A 22,438-nucleotide genomic window follows, 5' to 3' on the forward strand; every position below is an offset into this window, starting at 1 on the left:
GCGCATGAACACCGCCACTCCCCTGCGCGATATCGAAGAGCTGCCGGACCACGGCCTCACACTCTCCGACGGAACCCGCCTCTCCGCCCGCATCTGGCGGCCGGTCGATGCCGCTGATCAGCCGGTTCCGGTCGTTCTCGAATACCTGCCCTACCGCAAACGCGACGGCACGGCCGCGCGCGATGCGCTGACGCATCCTTGGTTCGCGCAGCGTGGCTATGCCTGCGTCCGTGTCGATATGCGCGGCAACGGCGACAGCGACGGGCTGATGACGGATGAATACACGGCGCAGGAGTTGGCAGATGCGGTCGAGTTGATCCATCTGCTTGCTGCCGAGCCCTGGTGCAGCGGCACCGTCGGCATGATGGGCATCAGCTGGGGCGGGTTCAACAGCCTGCAGGTCGCGGCACTGGCACCCGAGCCGCTCAAGGCGGTCATCACGCTTTGCTCCACCGTCGACCGCTTTGCCGATGACATCCACTACAAGGGCGGCTGCCTGTTGAACGAAAACCTGGGCTGGGGCGCCACCATGTGGTCCTACTCCTCCCGCGCCCCCGACCCGGCGTTGCGCGAGGACTGGCGCGACGTCTGGATGAGCCGCCTCGAAAACGAACCCTTTCTGCCCGCCACGTGGCTGCGCCATCAGCGCCGCGACGCCTATTGGCGGCACGGCTCCGTCATCGAGGACTACGCCGCGATCAAGGCCAAGGTGCTTGCCCTCGGCGGTTGGGGCGATGCCTACAAGAACGCCGTCCCGCAACTTGTGCAGGCCCTGCCCGGCGCGAAGGGAATCGTAGGCCCATGGGTGCACAAATACCCGCATTTCGCCGTGCCCGAGCCGCGCATCGGCTTTCTGCAGGAAGCCCTTCGATGGTGGGACCGCTGGCTGAAGGACATCGACACGGGTGTTGAAGAGGATCCGGACTACCGCGCCTACCTGATGGACTCGGTGCGGCCAGCGCGCTGGTACACCGAGCGGCCCGGACGCTGGGTGGCCGAAGCCGATGGCGCCACTGCGCATATCCCCCATCGCTCGCTTTACCTGTCCGAGCACGGGTTGTCGGACGGGCGCGGCCCGATCTCGGTGCCCATTTCCTCGCCGCAGGACACCGGAGCCGAGGCCGGCGAATACTGTGCGATCTGGCTGGGCCCCGAGATGCCGGGCGATCAGCGCGAGGATGACGCAAGATCCGCCACATTCGACACCGCCGCCGCCGATCAGGACACCGATATCTTCGGGGCGCCCAAAGTCCGGCTGCGACTTTCGAGCGACCAGGCCCAGGCGCAGATCGCCGTGCGGCTCTGCGATGTCCATCCCGATGGCGCCTCGACCCGCATCACCTACGGTGTGCTGAACCTCAGCCAGCGGGAAGACCCGTCGGAGCCTCGCCCCATGCCGCCGGGTGCACCCATGCCGGTCGAGCTCTGGCTCGACACGATTGCCTACCGCCTGCCGAAAGGACACAGGCTGCGGCTCGCGGTCTCTACCGCCTACTGGCCGCTGATCTGGCCCGCACCCGTGGCTGCGACGGTCACGCTGCAAGGCGGCAGCCTTCATCTGCCCGTGCGTCGGCCCGCCCGTCGCGAGGAGGTGCGCTTCCCACCGCCCGATGCCGCCCCGCCCCAGCGCACCGAAAGCCTGCGCCCAGCGCAGAACAGCCGGACCCGCACAACCGATATGGCCACCGGAATGGTAAGCCTGCATATCGAAGATGACTTCGGCAAGAGCCGAGATCTGGATCACGGGCTGATCACCGGCTCCATTGCGCGCGAGCACTGGCAGGTTCACCCGGACGACCCGCTCTCGGCCCGCGGTCGCTGCCACTGGACCGACGAACTGGAACGTGATGGCATACGCCTACGTACGGAAGCGCACTGCGAGATGTGGTCAGACGCCACGCACTTCCACCTGCGCGCGCGCATGGAAGCCTATGAGAACGACACGCTCGTATTCGAGCGGGATCACAGCGACCAGATCGCCCGCGATCATATCTGAGACCGCTGGGATCGTTTCGGCCAAAAGCCCTTGCGGGCCGGGGCGAAATGCGCAAGCCTTGGCCAAAAGAAATAGAGCACGAAACGTGTACACCAACCGGGAGAGACCAATGAACAACGAACTGGAACACCTCAGCACGCGCGTGGTCAAAGGGCTGATGACGCGGCGCGACTTCATCGGCCGGGCGGCAGCACTGGGTGTGACCGCGGCGGTGGCCAATAGCATGCTCGCAAATGCAGCAAGGGCCGAAGGGCCGGTGCGGGGCGGCACCCTGAAGCTCGGCGCGCAGGGCGGCGAGAGCACCAATACGCAGGACCCGGCGCTCACGGCATCGGAAGTGCCGCTCAACAACCTGCGGCACTGGGGCGAGACCCTGGTCGACGTTGGCGCGGACGGCAGCCTTGAGATGCGCATGGCCGAGAGTGTCGAAGGCTCCGCCGACGCCAAGCAGTGGGTCTTCAAGATCCGCAAGGGCATCCCCTTCTCGAACGGCAAGGACATGACGCCGGAAGACGTGATGCTGACCATGCAGCGCCACTCGAACGAAGACAGCCAATCCGGCGCGCTGGGGATCATGCGTGGGATCGAGGACATGAAGGTCGACGGCGACAACTTCATTGTGACCCTGACCGCCGGCAACGCCGATCTGCCCTACCTGATGGCTGACTACCACCTGATGATCCAACCCGGCGGTGGAATGGATGACCCGGCCGCGGGCATCGGCACCGGCCCCTATACGATCGAGTTCGACGAGCCCGGCGTGCGCCACGGCTTCAAACGCCGCGATGACTACTGGGACGCCGAGAACCGCGGCTTTGCCGAGTTCACCGAGCAGTTGGTCCTGAACGATGCGACCGCACGCACCGCCGCGCTGCAATCGGGCCAGGTGCACATGATCAACCGGGTCGAGCCCAAGGTTGCGGGCCTGCTCGACCGCGCGCCGAACCTCAGCGTGAAATCCGTCGCCGGGCGCGGGCATTATGTCTTCATCATGCATGTCGACACAGCGCCCTTCGACAACAACGAGCTTCGCCTGGCGCTGAAGTATGCCATCAACCGGCAGGAAATGGTCGACAAGATCCTGCGTGGCTACGGCTCGATCGGGAACGACTTCCCGATCAACGAGAGCTATCCGCTCTTCGATGCAACCATCCCGCAGCGCGAGCATGACCTCGCCAAGGCCGCCGAACACTACGAGAAATCCGGCCATGACGGCTCGCCCATCATCCTGCGCACGGCCGATGGTGCCTTCCCGGGCGCGGTGGACGCCGCCGCTCTCTTCCAGCAGTCGGCCCAGGCGGCCGGCATCCCGTTGGAGATCAAGCGCGAGCCCGACGACGGCTACTGGTCCGAGGTCTGGAACGTACAGCCCTTCTGCGCCAGCTACTGGGGCGGCCGCCCGGTGCAGGACCAGATGTATTCCACCGCCTATCTCTCTTCGGCGGACTGGAACGACACCCGCTTCAAGCGGCCCGAGTTCGACGAGATGCTGCTCGCCGCGCGCGCCGAGATCGACGAGACCAAGCGCAAGGCGATCTACTCCGATATGGCCGTCATGCTGCGCGACGAAGGTGGGCTGATCCTGCCGATGTTCAACGACTTTGTGGGCGCAATCGCCTCCAATGTCGGAGGCTGGATCGACGATCCCAACGGCTCTCTGATGAATAACAAGGCCCCGATCAAGTGCTGGCTCACGGACGCCTGAGGCGGTCCGGCCGATGCACCCCATCGTGACCCTGGTGGCCCAACGCGTCGCGTTGGGCGTCCTTCTGCTCTTTGCCGCCTCCATCCTGATCTTTGTGGGCACATCGATCCTGCCCGGAGACGTGGCACAATCCATCCTCGGGCAGTCCGCAACCCCGGAGGCACTCGCCAACCTGCGCGCCGAACTGGGCATGGATCAGCCGCCGCTGACCCGCTATTTCACCTGGCTCGGCGGGGTGTTGCAGGGCGATCTGGGCACCGCGCTCACCAACGGGCGCGACATCGCCGAAAGCCTCGGCAGCCGCTTGGGCAACACGCTGTTCCTGGCCTTCTGGGCGGCGGTGGTCGCTGTCCCGCTGGCGATCTTCCTTGGGCTGCTCGCGGTACGCTACAAGGATCGCTGGCCGGACCGGCTGATCTCGGCCGTCACGCTCACCACCATCTCCATCCCCGAGTTTATGATCGGATACGTCCTGATCTACTGGGTCTCGATCCAGATGGGCTGGTTTTCCTCGGTTGCGATCATCAACGACAGCATGAGCCTGGGCCAGAAACTCAACGCCATCGCGATCCCGGTGATGGTGCTCACGCTGGTGGTACTGGCACATATGATGCGCATGACGCGGGCCGCAATCCTGAACGTGATGCAGTCCGCCTATATCGAGACGGCCGAACTCAAGGGGCTCGGCATGCTCAGGATCATCCGAAAGCATGCCTTTCCAAACGCCATCGCACCGATCGTGAATGTGGTGATGCTGAACCTCGCCTACCTGGTGGTGGGCGTCGTGGTGGTCGAGGTGGTCTTCGCCTACCCCGGCATGGGCCAGTACCTTGTCGACCACGTCAGCAAGCGAGATGTGCCGGTGGTGCAGGCCTGCGGGCTGATCTTCGCCGCCGTCTACATCGGGCTGAACCTCGTGGCCGATCTGGTGTCGATCCTCACCAACCCGAGACTGAGGCATCCAAAATGAGTTTGCAGCGTCGAAGATGTCCCAAACTCATTTCGTGGGGACAAGTGGGTTCGCCAAGCGAACCTGCGGTCCAGCACCCATTTGCAGTTTTCATGCGAGGCCAAATCAGAGACTTGACGCGGTCATTTGGTGGGGACAGAGCGGGTTTGCCCAGCAAACCTGCGGAGTCCAACACGACTTCGCAGATAGAGTACCAGGAATGGGACGGCGGGCGGGGCGCCTCGCGCGCCAGCGCTACAGCGCCGACCCGCCGTCATTCCCGAAAGCCCGCCGCATGAGAGTCCCCCTCGCCGCCCTCATTGGCCTCTTCTTCACCAGCCTCTTCTTCCTGTCGGCCATCTTCGCGCCCCTCATCGCGCCCTACGGCATGGCCGAAGTGGTCGGCGACGTCTGGGAACCGCCCTCCGACCGCTTCCTGCTCGGCACCGACAGCATCGGGCGCGACCTGCTCTCCCGCATGATCTACGGCGGCCAAACCACGATCTTCATCGCCACCGCTGCCACAGCACTCAGCTTCGTGATCGGCTCGGTGCTGGGCTTCTTCGCCGCGGTCTCCGGCGGCTGGATCGACCAGACCCTCAGCCGCTTCGTCGACCTTATCATGTCGATCCCGACGCTGATCTTCGCCCTCGTCGTGCTCTCGGTCATGCCCACGACGATCCCCATTCTCATCGTGCTCATGGGCCTTCTGGACAGCACCCGCGTCTACCGCCTCGCCCGCGCCGTGGCCGTCGATATCACTGTAATGGACTACGTCGAGGCCGCCCGCCTGCGCGGCGAAAAGATCGGCTGGATCATCTTCCGCGAAACCCTGCCCAACGCGCTCTCTCCGCTGGTCGCCGAAATGGGCCTGCGCTTCATCTTCGCGGTCCTCTTCGTCTCGACCCTCAGCTTCCTCGGCCTCGGCGTGCAACCCCCGCAAGCGGACTGGGGCGGCATCGTGAAGGAGAACAAGGAAGGCATCAACTACGGCATCGCCGCCGCCCTCTACCCGGCCTATGCCATCGCGGTCCTCTGCATCTCCATCAATCTCGTGGCCGACTGGGTGCTGAACCGCACCACCTCCCTGAAGGGAGGCCGCGGATGATACTGAAGAGCCCGGGGGTCGGCGGGTGGGCGCCTTTGGCGCAGCCAAACAGACCAGCCGACGCCCCATCACAGGACACCCCATGACTGATCCGCTCCTGAAAATCCGCGGTCTCAAGATCGGCGCCACCATCTACCCTCCGGGCGAGAAAGCCCGCGAGATCGAGATCGTGCACGGCGTCGATTTTGACCTCGCGCCCGGCAAGGTCCTCGGGCTCATCGGAGAATCTGGTGCGGGCAAATCCACCATCGGCCTTGCGTCCATGGCCTACGGGCGCGGCGGGGTCGAGATCACGGACGGCACCGTCGAAGTCAACGGCCGCGACATCCTCAAGGCCCCCTTCCGCGACGTCCGCCGCCTACGAGGCGGCGAAGTGACCTACGTCAGCCAATCCGCCGCGGCCTCCTTCAACCCGGCCAAGCAGATCATGGAACAGGTGACCGAAGCGGCGATCTTCCAGAACAAGTTCACCAAGGCGCAAGCCGAAGCCCGTGCCGTCGATCTCTTCCGCAAGCTCGGCCTGCCGGAGCCCGAGACCATCGGCAACCGCTACCCGCACCAGGTCTCGGGCGGCCAGCTGCAGCGCTGCATGACCGCGCTTGCCCTCTGCCCCGAGCCCGATCTGGTGGTCTTCGACGAACCCACCACGGCGCTCGACGTCACCACCCAGATCGACGTGCTCGCCGCGATCAAGGAGGCGATCCGCGACACCGGCGTGGCCGCACTCTACATCACCCATGACCTCGCCGTGGTCGCCCAGGTCTCGGATCACATCATGGTGCTGCAACAGGGTGCAATGGTCGAATACGGCACCACCGACCAGATCATCAATGACCCGCAGGAAGACTACACAAGGGCGCTGGTCTCCGTGCGCTCGATCCGCCACGAGGAGAAGCAACCCACCAATACCCCCGTCCTGCGGGTCGAAAACATCACTGCCCGCTACAGCGGCCTCAGCTTCGACGTGCTGAAGAACATCAATGTGGAGCTGCACCCGGGCCAGACTCTCGCCGTAGTGGGGGAATCCGGTTCCGGCAAATCCACCCTCGCCCGCGTGATCACCGGGCTCCTGCCCCCAAGCGCCGGCCGGATCACCTTCGACGGACGCACCCTCACCCCCGATCTCGCGACCCGACCCGTCGAAGATCTGCGAGAGTTGCAGATGATCTACCAGATGGCCGACACGGCAATGAACCCGCGCCAGACCGTGGGCACAATCATCGGGCGCCCGCTGGAGTTCTATTTCGGCCTCAGAGGTGCCGAGAAACAGAAACGCATCCAGGAGCTGCTCGATGAGATCGAGCTTGGCGACGGCTTCATCGACCGCTACCCCGCCGAGCTCTCCGGCGGGCAGAAACAGCGTGTCTGCATCGCTCGCGCGCTCGCTGCCAAACCCAAGCTCATCATCTGCGACGAGGTCACCTCGGCGCTCGACCCGCTGGTGGCTGACGGCATTCTGAAACTGCTGCTCGATCTGCAGAAGATCGAGGACGTCGCCTATCTCTTCATCACTCATGATTTGGCCACCGTGCGCGCCATCGCGGACAGCATCGCGGTGATGTATCAAGGCAGCGTGGTCCGCTACGGGCCGAAGTCGCAGGTGCTCGCCCCGCCCTTCGACGATTACACAGACCTGTTGCTGAGTTCGGTGCCTGAAATGAAGCTCGGCTGGCTCGAAGAGGTGCTGAGACACCGCAAGATGGAAAGCGCGGGCCACTGAGCCTCCAACCGCATGATCCCTAGAGCCGGAGCGTCATGAAGTGATCCTGCCGTGCCTTGCCGTCAATGCGGACGCTGTCACGGAATGTCGCGATCCGCTGGAAGCCTTGCCGCTCGTAGAAGGCAATGGCGCGCAGGTTTTCCGTGTCGACAAAGAGCTCTATCTGCGCGATACCACGGCCCTCGGCTTCGTCGATCACACCCCGCATCAGCGCAGTCGCGGCCCCGGCCCCCTGATAGCGACGGGTGACGAAAAAGGGGCCTATCTCGCACCTGTGGCGCGTGCGCTCCAGCTGCTGGGGCCGATAGCCGCAAAAGCCCACAAGGGTCTCATCTGCCAAAACGCCCCGCAGCCCACCATGGCGCAGTATCTCGCGGCACCGCTCGGGGCTCGCCACCGCTTCCTCAACGGTCGTCAGAAAGCCCAGTGGGAAATCCCGCACACCTTCGAGCCTCAGCGCCTGCCAGGCCGCAGCATCATCCGGCGTCAATGTCCTGTACGTAAAACTCACCATTGGGGTTCAACCCTCGGCCGATGGAACACGCCCCCTTCGTAGAGGCCGCAGGCGCTGTTGAAAAGCGTCAGGCCACGTCGTTGGCGAGGAGGCGCAAGTGCGCCGCCGGTTAGCGCCGCATCAGTGGCATCAGTGCAGCCTCAAGCCCGCTCTGCAACGGTGGACTCCGTGACCACTCCGCCCGCGTCTGGCGGGGCCCTAGCCGGATATCATCGCATGGGATGCGTGATGGCTGCGAAGGATCGGCATCAACTGGTCTTTGGAGTGCATCCCCTGCACCGCCTGCTGCAGCCCGCCTTCGGCGTCGAACAGCAGCAGCGTCACGTTGCCCACGCCGTAGCGGACCGCAAAGGCCTGGCCGTCGGGTGTTGTGATGTCGGCGATCAGATAGAGCAGGTCGCACTCGCCGAATTCCGTGAGTGCCCGCCGGGTCTGCTTCTGCAATGCCGTGCAGGTCGGGCATTGCGGATCGTGGACCTGGACGACGGTGGGTTTGCCCTGACCCAACCGGCTCAGGTCATGCTCTGCAGCGTAGGCGCGAAACGAGCCGACAGCGACATAGCCGCCACCCGCGACAACGACCGCCCCAACAGCGCCGTTCCTTATCCACCTCAACACATCGCGGCGGGACGACCTCGCCTCGCCACCTTTGGGCGTCGATTTGCGCCGATGCGATTTGCGGGGTTTGCTCATACGGGCGGCCCTTTCGCGCGTTTGCCGAGACGGTAAGGCGTCCTTACTGGACTGGCAAAAGCTTTCCGGGGCGGCGCTGTCACAATGCCGTGGGAACGCCGTGATCAGACGTCCAGATTTGTGGCGTCGGGCAATTGAAAAAGGGCCGCCGCATCCTAGCTCCCTTAACAAATTGTAAAGACAGCGCGCGATGAAATCGACGAGAAGGACGAAGTCACATGCTTGACGATCTCGATGTCGCGTCGCGGCTCTTGCCAATGCTGCGCGTTGTTTGCGATGACCTGCCCATTCCGATCTCCATCGCCGATCCGGACCTGGACGACACGCCCCTGATCTATGTGAACGGCGCCTTCGAAGCGCTCACGCTGTACAGGGCTGAGGAGGTCATCGGGAAGAACTGCCGGTTTCTTCAAGGGCGCCTCACCGACGGGACGGTGACCGACGAAATCGCCCATGCCTGCCAGCGCCGGGCGGGCGATTCCTGCTGCATCATCAACTACCGCAAGGATGGCAGCCTGTTCTTCAATATGCTCGCGATCCAACCACTCCGCCTCGATCTCAACCGGACCCTGTTGATGGGCTGCCAGTTCGCCTTCAGACCGACTCAAACGGGCGGCACCTTGGCGCGCACCTGCGCCCTGATCGACAGGGCGCAACGGCAGATGCGGCTCAGCAGCCGGATCAGCGCCGACGACATCAACCTCCATGACACGTTCCGCATCGATACAATCGGCATGCGGTTCGAAGCGGCCTTCACACGTGTCAAGAACGCGCTGATCCGGGACAACAGCAGCCTGATGGCGCAAGGGTCTAGCCTTCGGCGTCGCGAGGCGCTCGGCCGCGGCGGCTTTGCCGGGCGGGATCAATCTCATATCGAACGGCTGCTGGGCTGACAGTCTGCGCGCGCAGCCTCCCACGGGCGAAAACCATCGGAGACAGTCGGAGCCACAGGCACGACAGATCTGCGCTGGCATCGCGCGGTCGGGGCTGCTACCGGCAGGTGAACAACCCAGTCCCGCGAGGTCGCCATGCGCCGAAAACTGCTATTGATCATCATCGACGGTGTGCCCTGGCAGAACTGGCGCCGGCTTTTCGGTAACCTCGAAGGCTGGGTTGACAGCGGCGATGCGCGCGTCTGGAAACTTCGCTCGGTCCTGCCGTCGACCTCGGCCTGCTGCTATGCCTCGATCCACACAGGCGTGACGCCTGCGGAGCATGGGTGCAGTGGGAACGGCACCGTCTTCCGCCTCGATCTGCCGGACGTCTTCACGCAGGTCCGCAAGGCTGGCGGCGTCACCGGCGCGGTCGCGCATTCCTTCTGGTCAGAGTTCTTCAACCGCGCGCCTTTCGAGCCCGTGCGCGATATCGAATACGATGAGCCGGAGAGCGGCAGCATCAACCACGGGCGCTTTCATACGATGACAGGCTATGGGCTGATCAACCAGATGACGCCTTCCGACGCCGACCTGTTTGCGACGCTGTCCATGCTGTGCGAGCGGTTCAAGCTCGATTACGGCATGCTGCACAGTTGCACGCTCGACAGTATGGGGCACCGGTTCTTCCACGACTGCCGGGAGATGGACCATGCCTGTTACCAGCTTGACGCGATGCTGGCGCCCTACATCAGCCGCTGGCGGAACGCGGGTTATGAGGTGATCGTAACGGCAGATCATGGGCAGGACGCGCGCGGCCACCACGGCGGGCGTGATCCCTTGCAGCAGGACACAGCGCTTTACTATTTCGGCACCGCCGAAGGGCCGGATGCGACGGACGTGATCGACCAGTTGCAGCTGGCCCCCACGATCCTGTCGCGGCTCGGGGCCCCCATCGCCGAGACGATGCGAGCCCCTGTGTTCCTACGCTGATTACTCTGCGGCCACGGCGGTGCTGGCCAGTTCCCAAGGCCGCACAAAGGCACTGAGCGCATGGGCGATGGCGTCCTCGCCGGCCCCGTTCGGCTCGATCTGAGCGAGCAGCCCGCGCTTCTTGTCGTCGACAACCGCAATGACCCGAGCGGCGACGCCAGCCTCTTCCAGCGCTTCATTGTAGATGCGCTTGATCGCATGCTTGCGCAGATCCGGCTTGAAAATCTTGCCAACCGCAGTCTTGGGCAATTCATCCATGATGGTCATATGCTTGGGAAGAGCTGCACGCTCGTGCACATGTTCGCGGCAGAGTGCCAGAAGCTCATCCTCGGTCACGCTTGCCCCTTCGACCAATTCGACGAAGGCACAGGGCACCTCACCCGCATGAGCATCGGGCTGACCGATCGCGCCTGCGAATGCCACCGCCTCGTGATGCAGCAGCGCCTCCTCGATCTCGGCGGGGTCGATGTTGTGCCCGCCGCGGATGATCAGATCCTTCGCGCGCCCGGTGATCCAGAGATAGCCATCCGGATCGACACGGCCCAGATCGCCTGTCCGCAGGTACTCGCCGAAGTAGAGCTCGGTGTTCTTCTCGGCTTCGGTGTAGGTGTGACCCACGTAAACGCCCGGGTTTGCGACACAGATCTCGCCGATCTCATCCACGTCGGCCTCCACGGGCCCGTTCTCGGTCGCCTTGTAGATCTTGACCCTGCAGTAGGGGAACGGAATGCCGATGCTGCCAACCTTCTTCTCGCCATCGACCGGATTGCAGGAGACGAGACAGGTCGCCTCGGTCAACCCGTACCCCTCCACCAGCGTGACCCCCGTGGCCTTCTCAAAGCGCCGGAACAGCTCCAGCGGCAGTGGGGCGGAGCCTGAAAACGCCGTCTTGACCGTGCTCACATCGGCATTGATCGGGCGCTGCATCTTGGCCGAAATGGCCGTCGGAACTGTAATGACGAAGGTGATCTTCCAGCGCTCCACCAGCTTCCAGAAGTTGTCCATCACCCCCTCGCCGCGATAACCCTGCGGCGTCGGGAAGACCACATGCGCACCGGAACAGACCGCGGCCATGAGGATCACGTGGCAGGCGAAAACGTGAAACAGCGGGAGCGGACAGATGATATTGTCTTCCTCGCTGAAGAGCAGCTCCGTACCCACCCAACCATTGTAGATGAGCCCCGAGTAACGGTGCTGCGCGACCTTGGGCATCCCCGTTGTGCCACCGGTGTGGAAATAGCAGGCCACCCGGTCACCGGCGCTGTCGGCAAAGCTGAGCGGTTTGGGCTGCTTGGCCAACTCGTCCATGAAGTTCAGGTATCTGGCCTGGTTCTGAACGCTGCGCTTGGGGCGGATCAGCGGCACGATCCACGACTTTGGTGGCGTCAGATAGCGCAGCAGATCCACCTCCAGCACGGTCTTGACGTTGGGCGCCAGTGCCACCGCCTCAGCGGTCTTGTCCGCCACGTCGGTCTTCGGGAAGGGCCGCAGGGTCACGACCACCTTCGCATTGGTCTCGCGCAGGATCGATCCGATCTGCTCGGCATCCAGCAGCGGGTTGATCGGGTTCACGATCCCCGCGACGGCCCCACCCAACAAGGCCAGAACCGTCTCATTCGCGTTCGGCAGCACGTAGGCCACGACATCGGTCTCACCAACGCCGAGCGAGCGGAAGAGGTTGGCCGCCTGGCTGACCCGGTCCTTCAGCGCGGACCAGGTCAGCGTCTCGGCCTTGTCCTTGGGGCCCGAGAAGATCTGATAGCTGACCGCATTGTGGTTCGGAAACCTCTCGGCGGTCTGGCTCAGCATCCCGTAAAGCGTCTTGGGCAGCGGGCGCTCTTCCCACGACATCGCTGCTTCGATTGCATCGCGATCCTCGATCCCGGCAAAGCTCATTCATTGTCCTCCCAGAAACCCCTTTTCGGGGGTCTTTTCTCCGTGGCCGAGAGGATGCGGGCTAATACGGCATTGTGCAAGCGCTCAGAGCCTGTCCGCAGCGACGGGACGCTGCGTAAAACGCGGCTGACGTAGGGACATCCCGCGCGGCCTGCGCGCTACTCTGCGGCCATCCCGTCAGTGAACTGCAACCGTGCGAGACGGGCGTAGAGACCATCTTCGGCCACCAGCGTGTCGTGCGGCCCGCTTGCGACCACGCGGCCTTCGTCCAGCACGATGATGCGGTCGGCCTTCTTTACGGTTGCCAGGCGATGCGCGACAATCAGCGTGGTGCGACCAGCGCTCAGCGTGTCCACGGCCGCCTGCACTGCCCGTTCGCTTTCTGCATCGAGCGCGCTTGTCGCCTCGTCCAGAAGCAACACGGGCGCATCCCGCAGGATCGCCCGCGCGATGGCAATGCGCTGCTTCTGCCCGCCCGACAGCATCACGCCGCGTTCGCCAAGATAAGAGTCATACCCATCCGGCAGCGCGGCGATGAAGTCATGGGCTGCGGCCGCCCGCGCCGCGGCCTCGATCTCCGCGTCCGCTGCCTCGGGGCGGCCGAAGCGGATGTTGTCCCGGGCCGATGCGGCAAAGATCACCGGGTCCTGCGGCACCAATGCGACAGCCTTGCGGAAGGTATCCCGGCGCAACTGCGCCAGATCGACGCCGTCCAGCAGGATCCGCCCCGAAGCGGGATCGTAGAACCGCAGGATCATCTGGATAATGGTGGTCTTGCCGGCACCGGATGGCCCGACAAAGGCCACCGTCTCCCCGGGTTCGATGGTCAGGCTGACGCCATCGAGCGCGTGGATGCCCGGCCGCGACGGGTAGTCGAAGGTGACGTTCTCGAACACGATCCGTCCCTTGACGGGGTCGGGCAGCGGCAAGCCCTCCTCCGGATCCTGAACCGTATCGTTGGTCTGCAGCAGTTCCACGAGCCTTTCGGTGGCGCCAGCGGCGCGCTGCAACTCTCCCCAGATCTCGGAGAGCGCCGCCACGCCGGCTGCGACCATCACCGCGTAGATCACGAATTGCACGAGCGCGCCCTGCGTCATGTCACCGGCGCGCACGTCGCGCGCGCCGATCCAGAGCACCCCAACAATCCCGGCAAAGACCAGGAAAATCACGATCACCGTCATCAGCGCACGGGTCGAGATGCGACGGCGCGCGGCCTTGTACGAGAGCTCTGTCACATGCGAGAATTGCGCACGGCTGGCCGCCTCATGGGTGAAGGCCTGTACGGTCTGAACTGCGGACAGCGTCTCCGATGCGTTGCCGGAGGAGGCCGCGATCCAGTCCTGGTTTTCGCGGCTGAGCACGCGCAACCTGCGCCCGAGTACAAGGATGGGCACGATCACAGCCGGCACGATCAGCAACACCAGCCCGGTCAACTTCGGCGAGGTCAGCAGCATGAGCGCCAGCCCACCGACGAAGATCAGCAGGTTGCGCAGCGCGATCGAGACCGAGGAGCCGATGACCGAGAGGATGAGCGTGGTATCGGTGGTGATCCGGCTCAGCACTTCGCCGGTCATCACCTGCTCGAAAAAGGAAGGGCTCATGGAAATGACGCGGTCGAAGACGGCCTTGCGGATGTCGGCCACGACCCGCTCTCCCAGCCGGGTGACGAGCATATAGCGCAGTCCCGTCCCCACTGCCAGCAGGGCCGCAATGCCCAGGGCCGCGGCGAAGTACTGGTCGAGGATATAGGCGTTTTCAGTATCGAAATTGTCGACCACCCGGCGCACGGCCATGGGCAGCGTGAGCGACACCACCGCGGTCATCACTAGGGCGGCAAGGGCGCAAAAGAGCAAGCTGCGGTAGGGCCAGACGAAGGGCCAAAGTGCTGCGAGCGCGCCAATCCTCTTCGATTTCGCACGTTCTTCGGTTTGCCCGGGTCCGGGGGGCGTTGCCTCTGCCATGTGTATCCCTTCGTCCTCCGCCATCTGTCATGGCTTTCTGCGCCAAAAGGGTCAAGAGACCGGCTGCGTTTCCGCGCGCAAAGTGCGCATATGCCGCGTCCCGCGAAGACGGAAACTGTGGTGCGGTGGTATCAGGGGAGCGTGTTGGAGCGGGCGGCGGGAATCGAACCCGCTTCATCAGCTTGGAAGGCTGAGGTAATAGCCAGTATACGACGCCCGCTCTGCTTTTGCCGTGATATGACAGGCTCCTTGTGGGGTCAAGCTGCCAAACTGAAAGATGATGATGAACCCGGGCAAAAACGGTGAATGTTCTTTCCCGAGCTCGATGTGCCTCTCCACAACTAAGGGCATCCATTCCTAAGGGGCAACTCGATAGCCTGTGCTCCGATATTGCCGCCTAGCGATCATTCAAAGCTGATCGGCGCTAGCAGGTTGTCTCCCTTCCGCCAGGATCAACAATGAGCAGCGCGCTGTCATTGATGCGTCGCGCGTCAAAGGTCGCAGAAGTGCCCATGGCGGTCGTTGTGATTTCGTGCTGCAAGCGCACGCAGCACGAAAATCGGTACAACCGCTAGATTCATGACGCTGCAAAGCGGCGGCGATATCTGCCATTCGCTCGTAGTGCGGCAAGGACCTGGACGGCAATGAGCAAGACGCGGACGGAGCACCAATTCGCTGCATGTGCGCCAAGGCCAGCGTTCTGAACTCCGATCGGTGATAATTATTGGGGACAAGCCCTCTTGATAAACAAGACTTTGTGCTTGTTGGATATGTAATCTGGCAGTGCTCTCGGCGATGGATGGTGCGGTTGTTTTGAAGAGTTTTCGGTTCCCACCCGGCAACCATCTGGAAGAACCAAAAGAGAACCGGGCTGGACAACACTCCGTGCGGATCAACGGGCAATGGCTCATCTGCCCTGTCTGGACGCCGAACTGCCCTGCCGATGTCGAGATTGTGGACCACCATTGAGAGGATATGCTGATGAGCTTGCTTGAAGACCCAATGCACCCTGGTGAAAACCTGAAAGAGCTTTACCTCGATCCCCGAGAGATGGGGCCATCGTGTTCGCGCAGCGCTTGGGCAGGCCCGGACGCGGATCGAACGATTGATTGAGATCACGACTGGCGCCACGCCGAATTCGACAAAGCGAAGTACATCCGAGCATCACTTTTTTGTGGCGAGATTGTCCAACGCGGCGTCATTTGCCCCGGTCCGTAGCACTTGGGCGAGCGGCTCGTTATCGAAGTGACGAAATCTCGATCCAAGCTCAGGGGCATACTACCCAACTGAGACGGTCATGCCAAAACTCTCGCCAAGCGTCGACCGATGCCGTGGCTACGGTGCCAACGGCGGACCCGTGAACCGGAGCTGGAAATCGGCGGCAATCTCGCCGATGCGTGCCATGTCCGCAGGAATCTTCAACTCTTCGGCGGCCACCGCCTGGAAGAACCCTTCAAAGCCTCCGGGCGTGAGAATGGTGATCTGCTTTCCGCCTTCTTCGCTCAGCATCCGAAACGTGTGCTCTGCCCCGGCAGGCGCAAACGCGACATCTCCGGGGCCGACCTCGATCTCTTGGCCATCGACGACAAACCGTGCGCGCCCCTCGAGGATGTAAAAGGCTTCATCCGCATCTTCGTGCACATGCATGGGCGGACCACCTGGTCCATCCATTTCCGCCATAAAGATCCCTAGAGCGCCGCCGCTCTCTTCCTCGCTCAAACGCACCTGATACGTGGTGTTGTTCCAAATCACGGGTTCATGGGCGGTCGCCGTGGTAACAAACCCGGCAGTTACAAAAAAACTAACGACAGTGCGGCAAATCACAGGATGGCCCTCGCTATGGTTTGAATTGCGCTTCGTTGAAATGCCTCCACGCTATAACGTCGCTTCCGCCGAGACAATGATGGCGCTGTGATAGGCGTCCGCGGAAACTTCGACGAGAACCAAAATGCTGCAATTGAGCGCCGTCAGACGGTAATGCAACACGGACCTTCGAGCGTAGTGCAGCATCAGTCAAACTGGGCTCATCGCCGCCTAATGCCCTTGCGGCAAGGTCCGTGGGTGTGTGTCACCGGAGGCCGATTTGCCCAACGCTCTGATCTCGCCGCTTACTTCGCGATGTGCTGCCGTTCACGTCCGAAGAACCGCGATTGGGCGCGGCAGCGGCGAAATCTGAATGCGAGCCCAAAGTACCGAATGTTGCAACGTACGCGAACAGCCATGAAGCGCAGCAAAGCAAGCATTGACCGTGGTGAGAACGGCCCGGAGCTTCCGCTCCCTTCTCATGCCCGTCGCTGCGGAGCGGGCTCTCAAAGCCGCCATTCGCGACTCTATAGCTCAGACCTTCGCGCCCGAGGAACAAGACCGAGCGACGAGGCCTTTGGGAAGACCTCGACCGGTTTGTGACGCAATTTCGTCCCGTCTTTATTGTGTGTTTTGACCATCCTTTCAGAGGGCGGAAAATGGACACCGCGGGCCCGTTCGGTCCCCCGGGGGGGGCATCAACTGTCCCAAATGAGGTCTGAAATCATCGTCGAAAGTTTCAACTCACTCGAACGCAGTTACGAAGGGTCTCGGATCAGGATTGTGCCGCCATCGCCTGCTGCATAATATCGGCCATCGCGATCTACGGTGGCTGCGCGAAGACCCGCTGTCGATCCCGTTGGCTCCATATGCCAGCGCAGACCGTCATGGCGCGCTGCCACGCCCGCGGCACCAACTGCCACCACGTCGTGTTCAGTCCCCGTCACGGCCAGCAGATCACTGCGCGCCCGGGCCGGCGTGATCTGCCAGCGCTTTCCATCAAAATGCCCAATGGTCCCAGACAGCCCCACAATGAAGATATCGTCCAGCGCGCGGCCCCAGACATCGAAGAGGAAGTGCTCGGTCCCGGCGTTGAACTCATCCCAGCGGGTACCATTCCAGCGCATGACCTGACCGAAATCGCCGACGGCGAGCAGATGCTCTGCGTCCATCCCCCAGAGACCATAAAGCGCGCTTTTGGTTCCCGATGGCATCCGTTCCCAGCTGTCACCCGCCCAATGCAGAACCAGCCCCTCATCCCCGGCGGCAAAGATCTGGTCCGTTCCATGCTTCCAAAGCGACAGGATCGTCACATCCATGAAGAGATCGAAATGCTTGCGCCAGCTGCTGCCGTCGAAGTGATGGATTTCGCCGAGCTGCCCGGCCGCCAAGAGCCCGCCATCAGGCGCGCGTGTCAGATCGTGGATGCCGAGATCCCCTGCCGGTGGCAGCGCCTCCCACTGGCCACGATCCCGGATCAGGACGGTGCCCTCTTCGCCACATGCGTAAAGCGCACCCTCTTCCGGGTCGCACCAGATGCCCCAAAGTTGCCGATCCGTGCCGCTCTCTTGTGGGGTCCAATTCGGCGCGACCTCTCCCGCGGCAATGGCCGGTGCAAAGCATTCCAGCGCCTCTGCATCGCCGACGAGAACTGTGCCGAAATCGCCGACCGCCAGTGCCTCGCCGGTTGGTAAGCAGACCAACCCCAAAAGATCATGACTTGTCCCGCTTTGTACCCGAGCAACCTCGCCTTCCCGGATCAGGTGGATTTGTCCAGCATCACCCAGCGTGATGATGCCCTTCTCCGTTCGCCCAATTTCGCGGAACCGGCTGAACTGGGCGCTTGGGAACAGCGTCTCGAACGTGTCGCCATTCCACAGTACGACGTCGCCGCGAAATCCGTTGGCATCGACAAAGTACCGCCCGCCCACAAGCAAGGCGCTGCGATCACCTAAGGCCAAGGCGGCGGTGAAGTTGGAGGATACGGCGCTGTCCAGTTTCTGCCAATCTCCGCCATCGCCGCGCAGCAGCACCGTTCCATCCCCGCCCGAGGCCAAAAGCTGCCCGCCCGAAAGCGCGATAACCGAGCGCAGATGCGCGCGGGTGCCGCTGTCTTCGCTCTGCCAGTCGGTACCGTCGAAGTGCAGGATGGTGCCGCGGTCGCCGACCGCCCAAGCGCGTCCATCCTCCAGCCCGCAGATGTCAAAAAGCGGCGTGTTGTCGGGCACCGACGGGTATTTGCCCGAGGTATCCACCACGCAGCCGCGGTCTTGATGCCAAGTCTCGCCATCAAAGCGCAGGATCAGTCCCATCCAGCCCACGGCCCATAGATTGCTCCGGTCCGTGCCCCAAAGTGCGTGGATGGGCACGGGCGCGGGGCACTGCAGCCGCGTCCAATCAGAGCCATCGAAATGGAAGATCACGCCATCATCGCCGGTGACGAAGACGCCCTGTTCGTCCGCCCAGCCGTCCCAGAACACATCGCCTGGACCTGCAGCGATGCCTTCGACCGAATACCAACCCTCTTCCGTTTGGGATGTGGCGCCAAACTGGCCGCGGAACAGGCCGCGGCGCGACAGGGTTTCCTGCGTTCCGTCCATTCAGTCGCTGTCCTTCGTTGTCATGCTGGCTTGGCCCAGACGCGCGGCCTCTTGCCCCAGCAAAGCCGAGATCTCTGCCTCTAATGTCCTGCCGTCCGGCAAGTCCGCCAACGCGGCCTGCATATCTGCATCGCTCAAGTTCTCGGCAAAGAGACCCGTCATGCTGGTCGCCACGGCCTGTTCGAAACGCCTGCGTCCCCGAGCGGCCACGCGCGCGATTATCGGGGCAAACGCCCGCGCCACGACCGTGTCGGGCTGCGCCACGACAATCGGCTCGCCCATATCAGACCCCAGGGCCAGTTCAGCGGCCAGGGGGATATCGGCAATTTTCTCGATCCCCAGAGAGGACAATGCCTCGGTCACCCCGGCATCTGGGAATAGGTGGAATTCTTCCTTGCAATGAGGGCACTGCACGCCCGCCATATTCACGGCAGCGCCGATCACAGGCAGCCCGCGCTCGTTGCAAAACCGCCCGGCCTTGAGACTGTCCATCTGCGCTACCGCCTGCGGCGAGGTAACCAGAAGTGCCGAGACGTCGCTGCCTTCCAGCATGTCACACAGCGTGATCAACTCGTTGCCCGTCCCTGGCGGCATATCGATGACCAAAAAGTCGAGCGAACCCCAGTCAAAGCTGCCGATCAGGTGGTGGATGAAGTCGTGCTTGTAGGCGTCGCGCCACACGATGGGGTTGGTGTCATCTTCCTGCATGAAGGCCAGCGAGCCGACCTGAACGGGGTATGCGCAGCCGTCGCCCACAAATCCGTGCGTCTGCAGCCCGGCCTTCGAGTTGCGGATCTTGGCGCCAGCAAACCCAAAGAACCGGCTTTGGTTCGGCCCATGGATATCGGCATCGGCCACGCCCACGCGGAACCCATCCTTGGCCAGCCCTGCTGCCAAATTGGCGCTGACCGTGCTTTTTCCGACGCCGCCTTTGTTGGCAAGTACGACGATGATCTGGTCGATCTCTGCCAGGCGGTTTTCGATCAGGACCTTGTTGTGATGCGGTTTATCCAGCCGACACACCGCTTCTTGCGGGCAAAATTCGCAAGCATGACCAAGGCCGCAGTCCTCGGGCGGTTTGCTGGCTTTCTCTTCGGGCGTCAGGAACTGCATGCTCTAGTCCGCCGACATGTCCAGAAGGACCCAACCGTCGAGCACAGTTTTGAGGCCATCTCGCTGTTGCTCGGCACCTTGCCAAATCGCAAAGCCCATCGGCACGATGTCGCGATCGAACGAAGCTGTATGCGCACCCTCCGATACGAGGGCGCGCGACATGACCACGACCCACTCGTTTGGATCTCCGTCGTTTTCAAAGTACATCGCTTCGCCAGTCACGGGCTGTTCGTCGAGTAAAGTCGTGCTGCCGGGCCCACCAGCGGCCAGGTTCTGAACCGAATTGTCGTCAGCGCGCCAATACCAGATGTTCACCGCATTCTCCGGGCCATCACCCATCACCGGGGACGTCTCGTCATCACCCAGCGAGAATTGCACCGCGGCGCCATCGCGGAACCGGCCGAAGGTTGTCGCCGTGTCGCGCGTGTCATCCACCCAGCGCAGGCGCACATAGAACCGTTCAGACGTCCTGGCCAATGTCATGTAAAGCTGTGTGGTCTCAGCGTCGTAGTTGATCCGCAGTTCGACGGATTCATGTGCCGCAAAGGCCGGGTTCATTTCCACGCGATATTCAGGCAGCCGCTCCCAGATGATGTCGTCCGGGTCGTTGATGCTGCGCAAGTAGATCCCGTCGGGGATCTTCGAGACCTTCACCGTGTCGTAGGGTTCAAGCAGTTTGACATTCGCTTCCGCAAGCGTCTGCGCGGTGGAGATGGTCGGCGCGGCTAAGATAGCTAAGGTCGCCAAGGTCACAAATTTCGTTGGCATCTTGAGTCTCCCTATCCCCAGAGGTTCTGTTCCGCCTGAGCGGCGGGGGCGGCATGTGGTTTGGGCGCATCCGGATCGCGGAATAGACCCACGCGTGCCTCTAACTCGTTGATCTGCATCTCGGACCACAGGGCAAGGTCTTGAACCAGCTGCGCCAATGTCGGGTCGAGATGCGGGATCGGCGTGCGGCGCAAGAGCCCCGCCACGGTTTCCAACGTTGTGCCCAAGTAGCGGCAGAGAAAGTCGCGCTGCGCCCGGCGATATCCGCTGGTGTCCTTGCCACTCGCAAGCGCGCGCGCTTCAAGATGGCTAAGCACCGCCATCAGTTCGAGCATGCTCGCCAGATGGTCTGGCTCGTCATTCTTGCCCTCGTCGTCGGTCGCGGCCTTCAGGCCGAAATGCTTGTAGAAGGCCGCGACATTCAGCATGAAAACGGGCCGTGAAAGCCCTGCCAGAATGTGCTCGTGGTCGCCCGCGAGCAGCGCGGCACTGGGCTTGCCGCCCCGACCATGCAGGAATGCGCTGATATAGCCCGCCTCGAAGCTGGCGTAATCCGGCGAGGCAGGCATCTTTGGCCAAGGCGACCCGGTGGCATCCGCCCAGGCGTCCGAGAAGGCCGTGTGGAACGCCCCGGAGGACACCGCCTGATAGACCTCTTCCGACGGATGTCCGAAGGCCAGCGCGGACAAGCGCCAGATCGTTTCCTTCGCGCGGGCCCGTGCGGGGCTGTCGCCCATGGGTGGGCGCTTTTTCGCAGCAATAGACATCAGCTTAGCTTGAACATTTCAGCGTGCCGGTAGCCGATGAGCGTGTCCATCAGCTCGCTTTCGTCGCCCGCAGCCTTCTTCGCGCGCTCGGCGGTGATCGTCTCCAGCGCCGCGTTGACCCCGTCGCCAAAAAGGCTCTCCAAATAGTCGAGCGGGACGCGGCTTTCAGCCGCAGCTTCGCCATCATCTCCGATCTTCGGCGGCGACAATGGCGGAACATAGAAAACATTTGGCTTTGTGCCCATCTCCGGATGCAGCGGCAGCGCCACCTTGTACTTGTCCACCAGCGTATGGATCGGCCCGGCCTCGTCATCGCGATATCCAATCCAGCGGATACGCCCGACGCACTGCTTCGCACACGCGGTGGGGAGACCTTTCTCGATGCGCGGGTAGCAGAAGATGCACTTCTCGGACTTCGAGATTTCCTCGTTGAAATAGACCTTCTTGTAGGGACAGGCCGAGACGCAATAGCGATAACCGCGGCAGCGTTCCTGGTCGATCAGGACGATCCCGTCTTCCTGACGCTTGTAGATGGCATTCCGCGAACAGGCCGCCAGGCAGGCCGGGTTGTCGCAATGATTGCAGAGCCTTGGCAGGTAGAAATAGTAGGTGTTCGGATAGTCGCCTTCGCCCTCATCCTCGTCCCAGTTCGCACCCCAAGTGGGCTTTACGTTCGGGCGCAGCCAGGGGTCGGTCCCGGTCATCAGCGCCTCTTCGTAGTTGTAGTCCCAAGGCACGCCGTAGTCCTCGGCGGTGGGCTCCGTTCCCATCTTCAAGGCGCCGTCCGCGTCGAAACCTCCGCCCATATCCTGGTAATTCTTCGGATAGCCCGTGCCCGGCATGGTCTCGACATTGTTCCAGTACATGTATTCGCGGCCATTTCGGTTGGTCCACTGCAACTTGCAGGCCGATGTGCAGGTGTGGCAGCCGATGCATTTGTTCAGGTCCATCACCATGGAAAGCTGACGTTTCACAGCCAT

At 62.8% G+C, this 22,438-nt stretch carries 18 protein-coding genes and 1 tRNA gene; 8 read left to right on the plus strand and 11 right to left on the minus strand.

What is annotated here, in order from left to right:
- The first annotated feature begins 4 nt into the window (after positions 1-4).
- The 5 genes from MUB52_RS16430 to MUB52_RS16450 all read left to right on the plus strand — a co-directional run bounded on the left by MUB52_RS16430 (position 5) and on the right by MUB52_RS16450 (position 7,478).
- Complete coding sequence (locus MUB52_RS16430) at positions 5-1,996, plus strand: CocE/NonD family hydrolase (RefSeq protein ID WP_263845327.1); 1,992 nt, start codon at positions 5-7, stop codon at positions 1,994-1,996.
- Positions 1,997-2,105: 109 nt separating this feature from the next.
- On the plus strand, positions 2,106-3,701 hold the full coding sequence (locus tag MUB52_RS16435) for an ABC transporter substrate-binding protein (RefSeq protein WP_263845328.1): 1,596 nt from the start codon (positions 2,106-2,108) through the stop codon (positions 3,699-3,701).
- Between the two features lie 13 nt (positions 3,702-3,714).
- Complete coding sequence (locus MUB52_RS16440; RefSeq protein ID WP_263845329.1) at positions 3,715-4,671, plus strand: ABC transporter permease; 957 nt, start codon at positions 3,715-3,717, stop codon at positions 4,669-4,671.
- Positions 4,672-4,945: 274 nt separating this feature from the next.
- Entirely contained in the window at positions 4,946-5,758 is an 813-nt protein-coding gene (locus MUB52_RS16445; protein WP_263845330.1) for an ABC transporter permease, read from the plus strand.
- An 82-nt stretch (positions 5,759-5,840) separates the two neighbouring features.
- Entirely contained in the window at positions 5,841-7,478 is a 1,638-nt protein-coding gene (locus MUB52_RS16450) for an ABC transporter ATP-binding protein (protein ID WP_263845331.1), read from the plus strand.
- 19 nt (positions 7,479-7,497) lie between these two features.
- Here MUB52_RS16450 and MUB52_RS16455 read toward each other — a convergent pair whose 3' ends face one another.
- Both MUB52_RS16455 and MUB52_RS16460 read right to left on the minus strand, forming a co-directional pair.
- The gene (locus MUB52_RS16455; protein WP_263845332.1) at positions 7,498-7,992 is read right to left on the minus strand and encodes a GNAT family N-acetyltransferase; all 495 of its coding nucleotides are present in this window, start codon (positions 7,990-7,992) and stop codon (positions 7,498-7,500) included.
- A 198-nt stretch (positions 7,993-8,190) separates the two neighbouring features.
- Positions 8,191-8,685 carry a thioredoxin family protein gene (locus MUB52_RS16460; RefSeq protein ID WP_263845333.1) on the minus strand — a complete coding sequence of 165 codons (495 nt, stop codon included), beginning with the start codon at positions 8,683-8,685 and terminating at the stop codon, positions 8,191-8,193.
- Positions 8,686-8,903: 218 nt separating this feature from the next.
- Here MUB52_RS16460 and MUB52_RS16465 point away from each other — a divergent pair, with 218 nt between their 5' ends.
- Both MUB52_RS16465 and MUB52_RS16470 read left to right on the plus strand, forming a co-directional pair.
- Positions 8,904-9,578 carry a PAS domain-containing protein gene (locus MUB52_RS16465; protein WP_263845334.1) on the plus strand — a complete coding sequence of 225 codons (675 nt, stop codon included), beginning with the start codon at positions 8,904-8,906 and terminating at the stop codon, positions 9,576-9,578.
- A 135-nt stretch (positions 9,579-9,713) separates the two neighbouring features.
- Complete coding sequence (locus tag MUB52_RS16470) at positions 9,714-10,550, plus strand: alkaline phosphatase family protein (RefSeq protein WP_263845335.1); 837 nt, start codon at positions 9,714-9,716, stop codon at positions 10,548-10,550.
- Here the strand turns inward: MUB52_RS16470 and MUB52_RS16475 are convergent, their stop codons facing one another.
- The 3 genes from MUB52_RS16475 to MUB52_RS16485 all read right to left on the minus strand — a co-directional run bounded on the left by MUB52_RS16475 (position 10,551) and on the right by MUB52_RS16485 (position 14,627).
- Positions 10,551-12,446, minus strand: coding sequence for an acyl-CoA synthetase (locus tag MUB52_RS16475; protein ID WP_263845336.1), 1,896 nt, complete (start codon positions 12,444-12,446; stop codon positions 10,551-10,553). It lies immediately after the preceding gene.
- 158 nt (positions 12,447-12,604) lie between these two features.
- Positions 12,605-14,407 (minus strand): ABC transporter transmembrane domain-containing protein, encoded by a 1,803-nt coding sequence (locus MUB52_RS16480; RefSeq protein ID WP_263845337.1) that lies wholly within the window; start codon positions 14,405-14,407, stop codon positions 12,605-12,607.
- Positions 14,408-14,552: 145 nt separating this feature from the next.
- Positions 14,553-14,627: transfer RNA gene (locus MUB52_RS16485), tRNA-Gly, on the minus strand.
- Between the two features lie 575 nt (positions 14,628-15,202).
- Between MUB52_RS16485 and MUB52_RS24085 the strand changes: the two genes are divergently transcribed.
- Positions 15,203-15,376 (plus strand): type II toxin-antitoxin system RelE/ParE family toxin, encoded by a 174-nt coding sequence (locus MUB52_RS24085; protein WP_404818238.1) that lies wholly within the window; start codon positions 15,203-15,205, stop codon positions 15,374-15,376.
- Positions 15,377-15,742: 366 nt separating this feature from the next.
- Here MUB52_RS24085 and MUB52_RS16490 read toward each other — a convergent pair whose 3' ends face one another.
- The 6 genes from MUB52_RS16490 to clrB all read right to left on the minus strand — a co-directional run bounded on the left by MUB52_RS16490 (position 15,743) and on the right by clrB (position 22,438).
- On the minus strand, positions 15,743-16,231 hold the full coding sequence (locus MUB52_RS16490) for a cupin domain-containing protein (protein WP_318527440.1): 489 nt from the start codon (positions 16,229-16,231) through the stop codon (positions 15,743-15,745).
- 737 nt (positions 16,232-16,968) lie between these two features.
- Positions 16,969-18,810 carry a WD40/YVTN/BNR-like repeat-containing protein gene (locus MUB52_RS16495; RefSeq protein WP_263845339.1) on the minus strand — a complete coding sequence of 614 codons (1,842 nt, stop codon included), beginning with the start codon at positions 18,808-18,810 and terminating at the stop codon, positions 16,969-16,971.
- A complete protein-coding gene (locus MUB52_RS16500; RefSeq protein WP_263845340.1) occupies positions 18,811-19,923 on the minus strand; it encodes a P-loop NTPase in 1,113 nt (370 codons plus the stop codon).
- A 3-nt stretch (positions 19,924-19,926) separates the two neighbouring features.
- A complete protein-coding gene (locus tag MUB52_RS16505; RefSeq protein ID WP_263845341.1) occupies positions 19,927-20,691 on the minus strand; it encodes an ethylbenzene dehydrogenase-related protein in 765 nt (254 codons plus the stop codon).
- Between the two features lie 11 nt (positions 20,692-20,702).
- Entirely contained in the window at positions 20,703-21,458 is a 756-nt protein-coding gene (locus MUB52_RS16510; RefSeq protein ID WP_263845342.1) for a molecular chaperone TorD family protein, read from the minus strand.
- Entirely contained in the window at positions 21,458-22,438 is a 981-nt protein-coding gene (clrB, locus tag MUB52_RS16515; RefSeq protein ID WP_263845343.1) for a chlorate reductase subunit beta, read from the minus strand. The genes MUB52_RS16510 and clrB overlap by 1 nt, the downstream gene beginning before the upstream one ends.

Origin of the sequence: Roseobacter sinensis (genome assembly GCF_025755255.1) — a bacterium.
GTDB lineage: Bacteria > Pseudomonadota > Alphaproteobacteria > Rhodobacterales > Rhodobacteraceae > Roseobacter > Roseobacter sinensis.

What these genes read in the sequence shown, in the direction of transcription:
- MUB52_RS16430 (WP_263845327.1), top strand. Translation starts at nt 5, where the DNA reads ATGAACACCGCCACTCCCCTGCGCGATATCGAAGAGCTGCCGGACCAC.
- MUB52_RS16435 (WP_263845328.1), top strand. Translation starts at nt 2,106, where the DNA reads ATGAACAACGAACTGGAACACCTCAGCACGCGCGTGGTCAAAGGGCTG.
- MUB52_RS16440 (WP_263845329.1), top strand. Translation starts at nt 3,715, where the DNA reads ATGCACCCCATCGTGACCCTGGTGGCCCAACGCGTCGCGTTGGGCGTC.
- MUB52_RS16445 (WP_263845330.1), top strand. Translation starts at nt 4,946, where the DNA reads ATGAGAGTCCCCCTCGCCGCCCTCATTGGCCTCTTCTTCACCAGCCTC.
- MUB52_RS16450 (WP_263845331.1), top strand. Translation starts at nt 5,841, where the DNA reads ATGACTGATCCGCTCCTGAAAATCCGCGGTCTCAAGATCGGCGCCACC.
- MUB52_RS16455 (WP_263845332.1), bottom strand. Translation starts at nt 7,992, where the DNA reads ATGGTGAGTTTTACGTACAGGACATTGACGCCGGATGATGCTGCGGCC.
- MUB52_RS16460 (WP_263845333.1), bottom strand. Translation starts at nt 8,685, where the DNA reads ATGAGCAAACCCCGCAAATCGCATCGGCGCAAATCGACGCCCAAAGGT.
- MUB52_RS16465 (WP_263845334.1), top strand. Translation starts at nt 8,904, where the DNA reads ATGCTTGACGATCTCGATGTCGCGTCGCGGCTCTTGCCAATGCTGCGC.
- MUB52_RS16470 (WP_263845335.1), top strand. Translation starts at nt 9,714, where the DNA reads ATGCGCCGAAAACTGCTATTGATCATCATCGACGGTGTGCCCTGGCAG.
- MUB52_RS16475 (WP_263845336.1), bottom strand. Translation starts at nt 12,446, where the DNA reads ATGAGCTTTGCCGGGATCGAGGATCGCGATGCAATCGAAGCAGCGATG.
- MUB52_RS16480 (WP_263845337.1), bottom strand. Translation starts at nt 14,407, where the DNA reads ATGGCAGAGGCAACGCCCCCCGGACCCGGGCAAACCGAAGAACGTGCG.
- MUB52_RS24085 (WP_404818238.1), top strand. Translation starts at nt 15,203, where the DNA reads ATGGATGGTGCGGTTGTTTTGAAGAGTTTTCGGTTCCCACCCGGCAAC.
- MUB52_RS16495 (WP_263845339.1), bottom strand. Translation starts at nt 18,810, where the DNA reads ATGGACGGAACGCAGGAAACCCTGTCGCGCCGCGGCCTGTTCCGCGGC.
- MUB52_RS16500 (WP_263845340.1), bottom strand. Translation starts at nt 19,923, where the DNA reads ATGCAGTTCCTGACGCCCGAAGAGAAAGCCAGCAAACCGCCCGAGGAC.
- MUB52_RS16505 (WP_263845341.1), bottom strand. Translation starts at nt 20,691, where the DNA reads ATGCCAACGAAATTTGTGACCTTGGCGACCTTAGCTATCTTAGCCGCG.
- MUB52_RS16510 (WP_263845342.1), bottom strand. Translation starts at nt 21,458, where the DNA reads ATGTCTATTGCTGCGAAAAAGCGCCCACCCATGGGCGACAGCCCCGCA.
- clrB (WP_263845343.1), bottom strand. Translation starts at nt 22,438, where the DNA reads ATGGCTGTGAAACGTCAGCTTTCCATGGTGATGGACCTGAACAAATGC.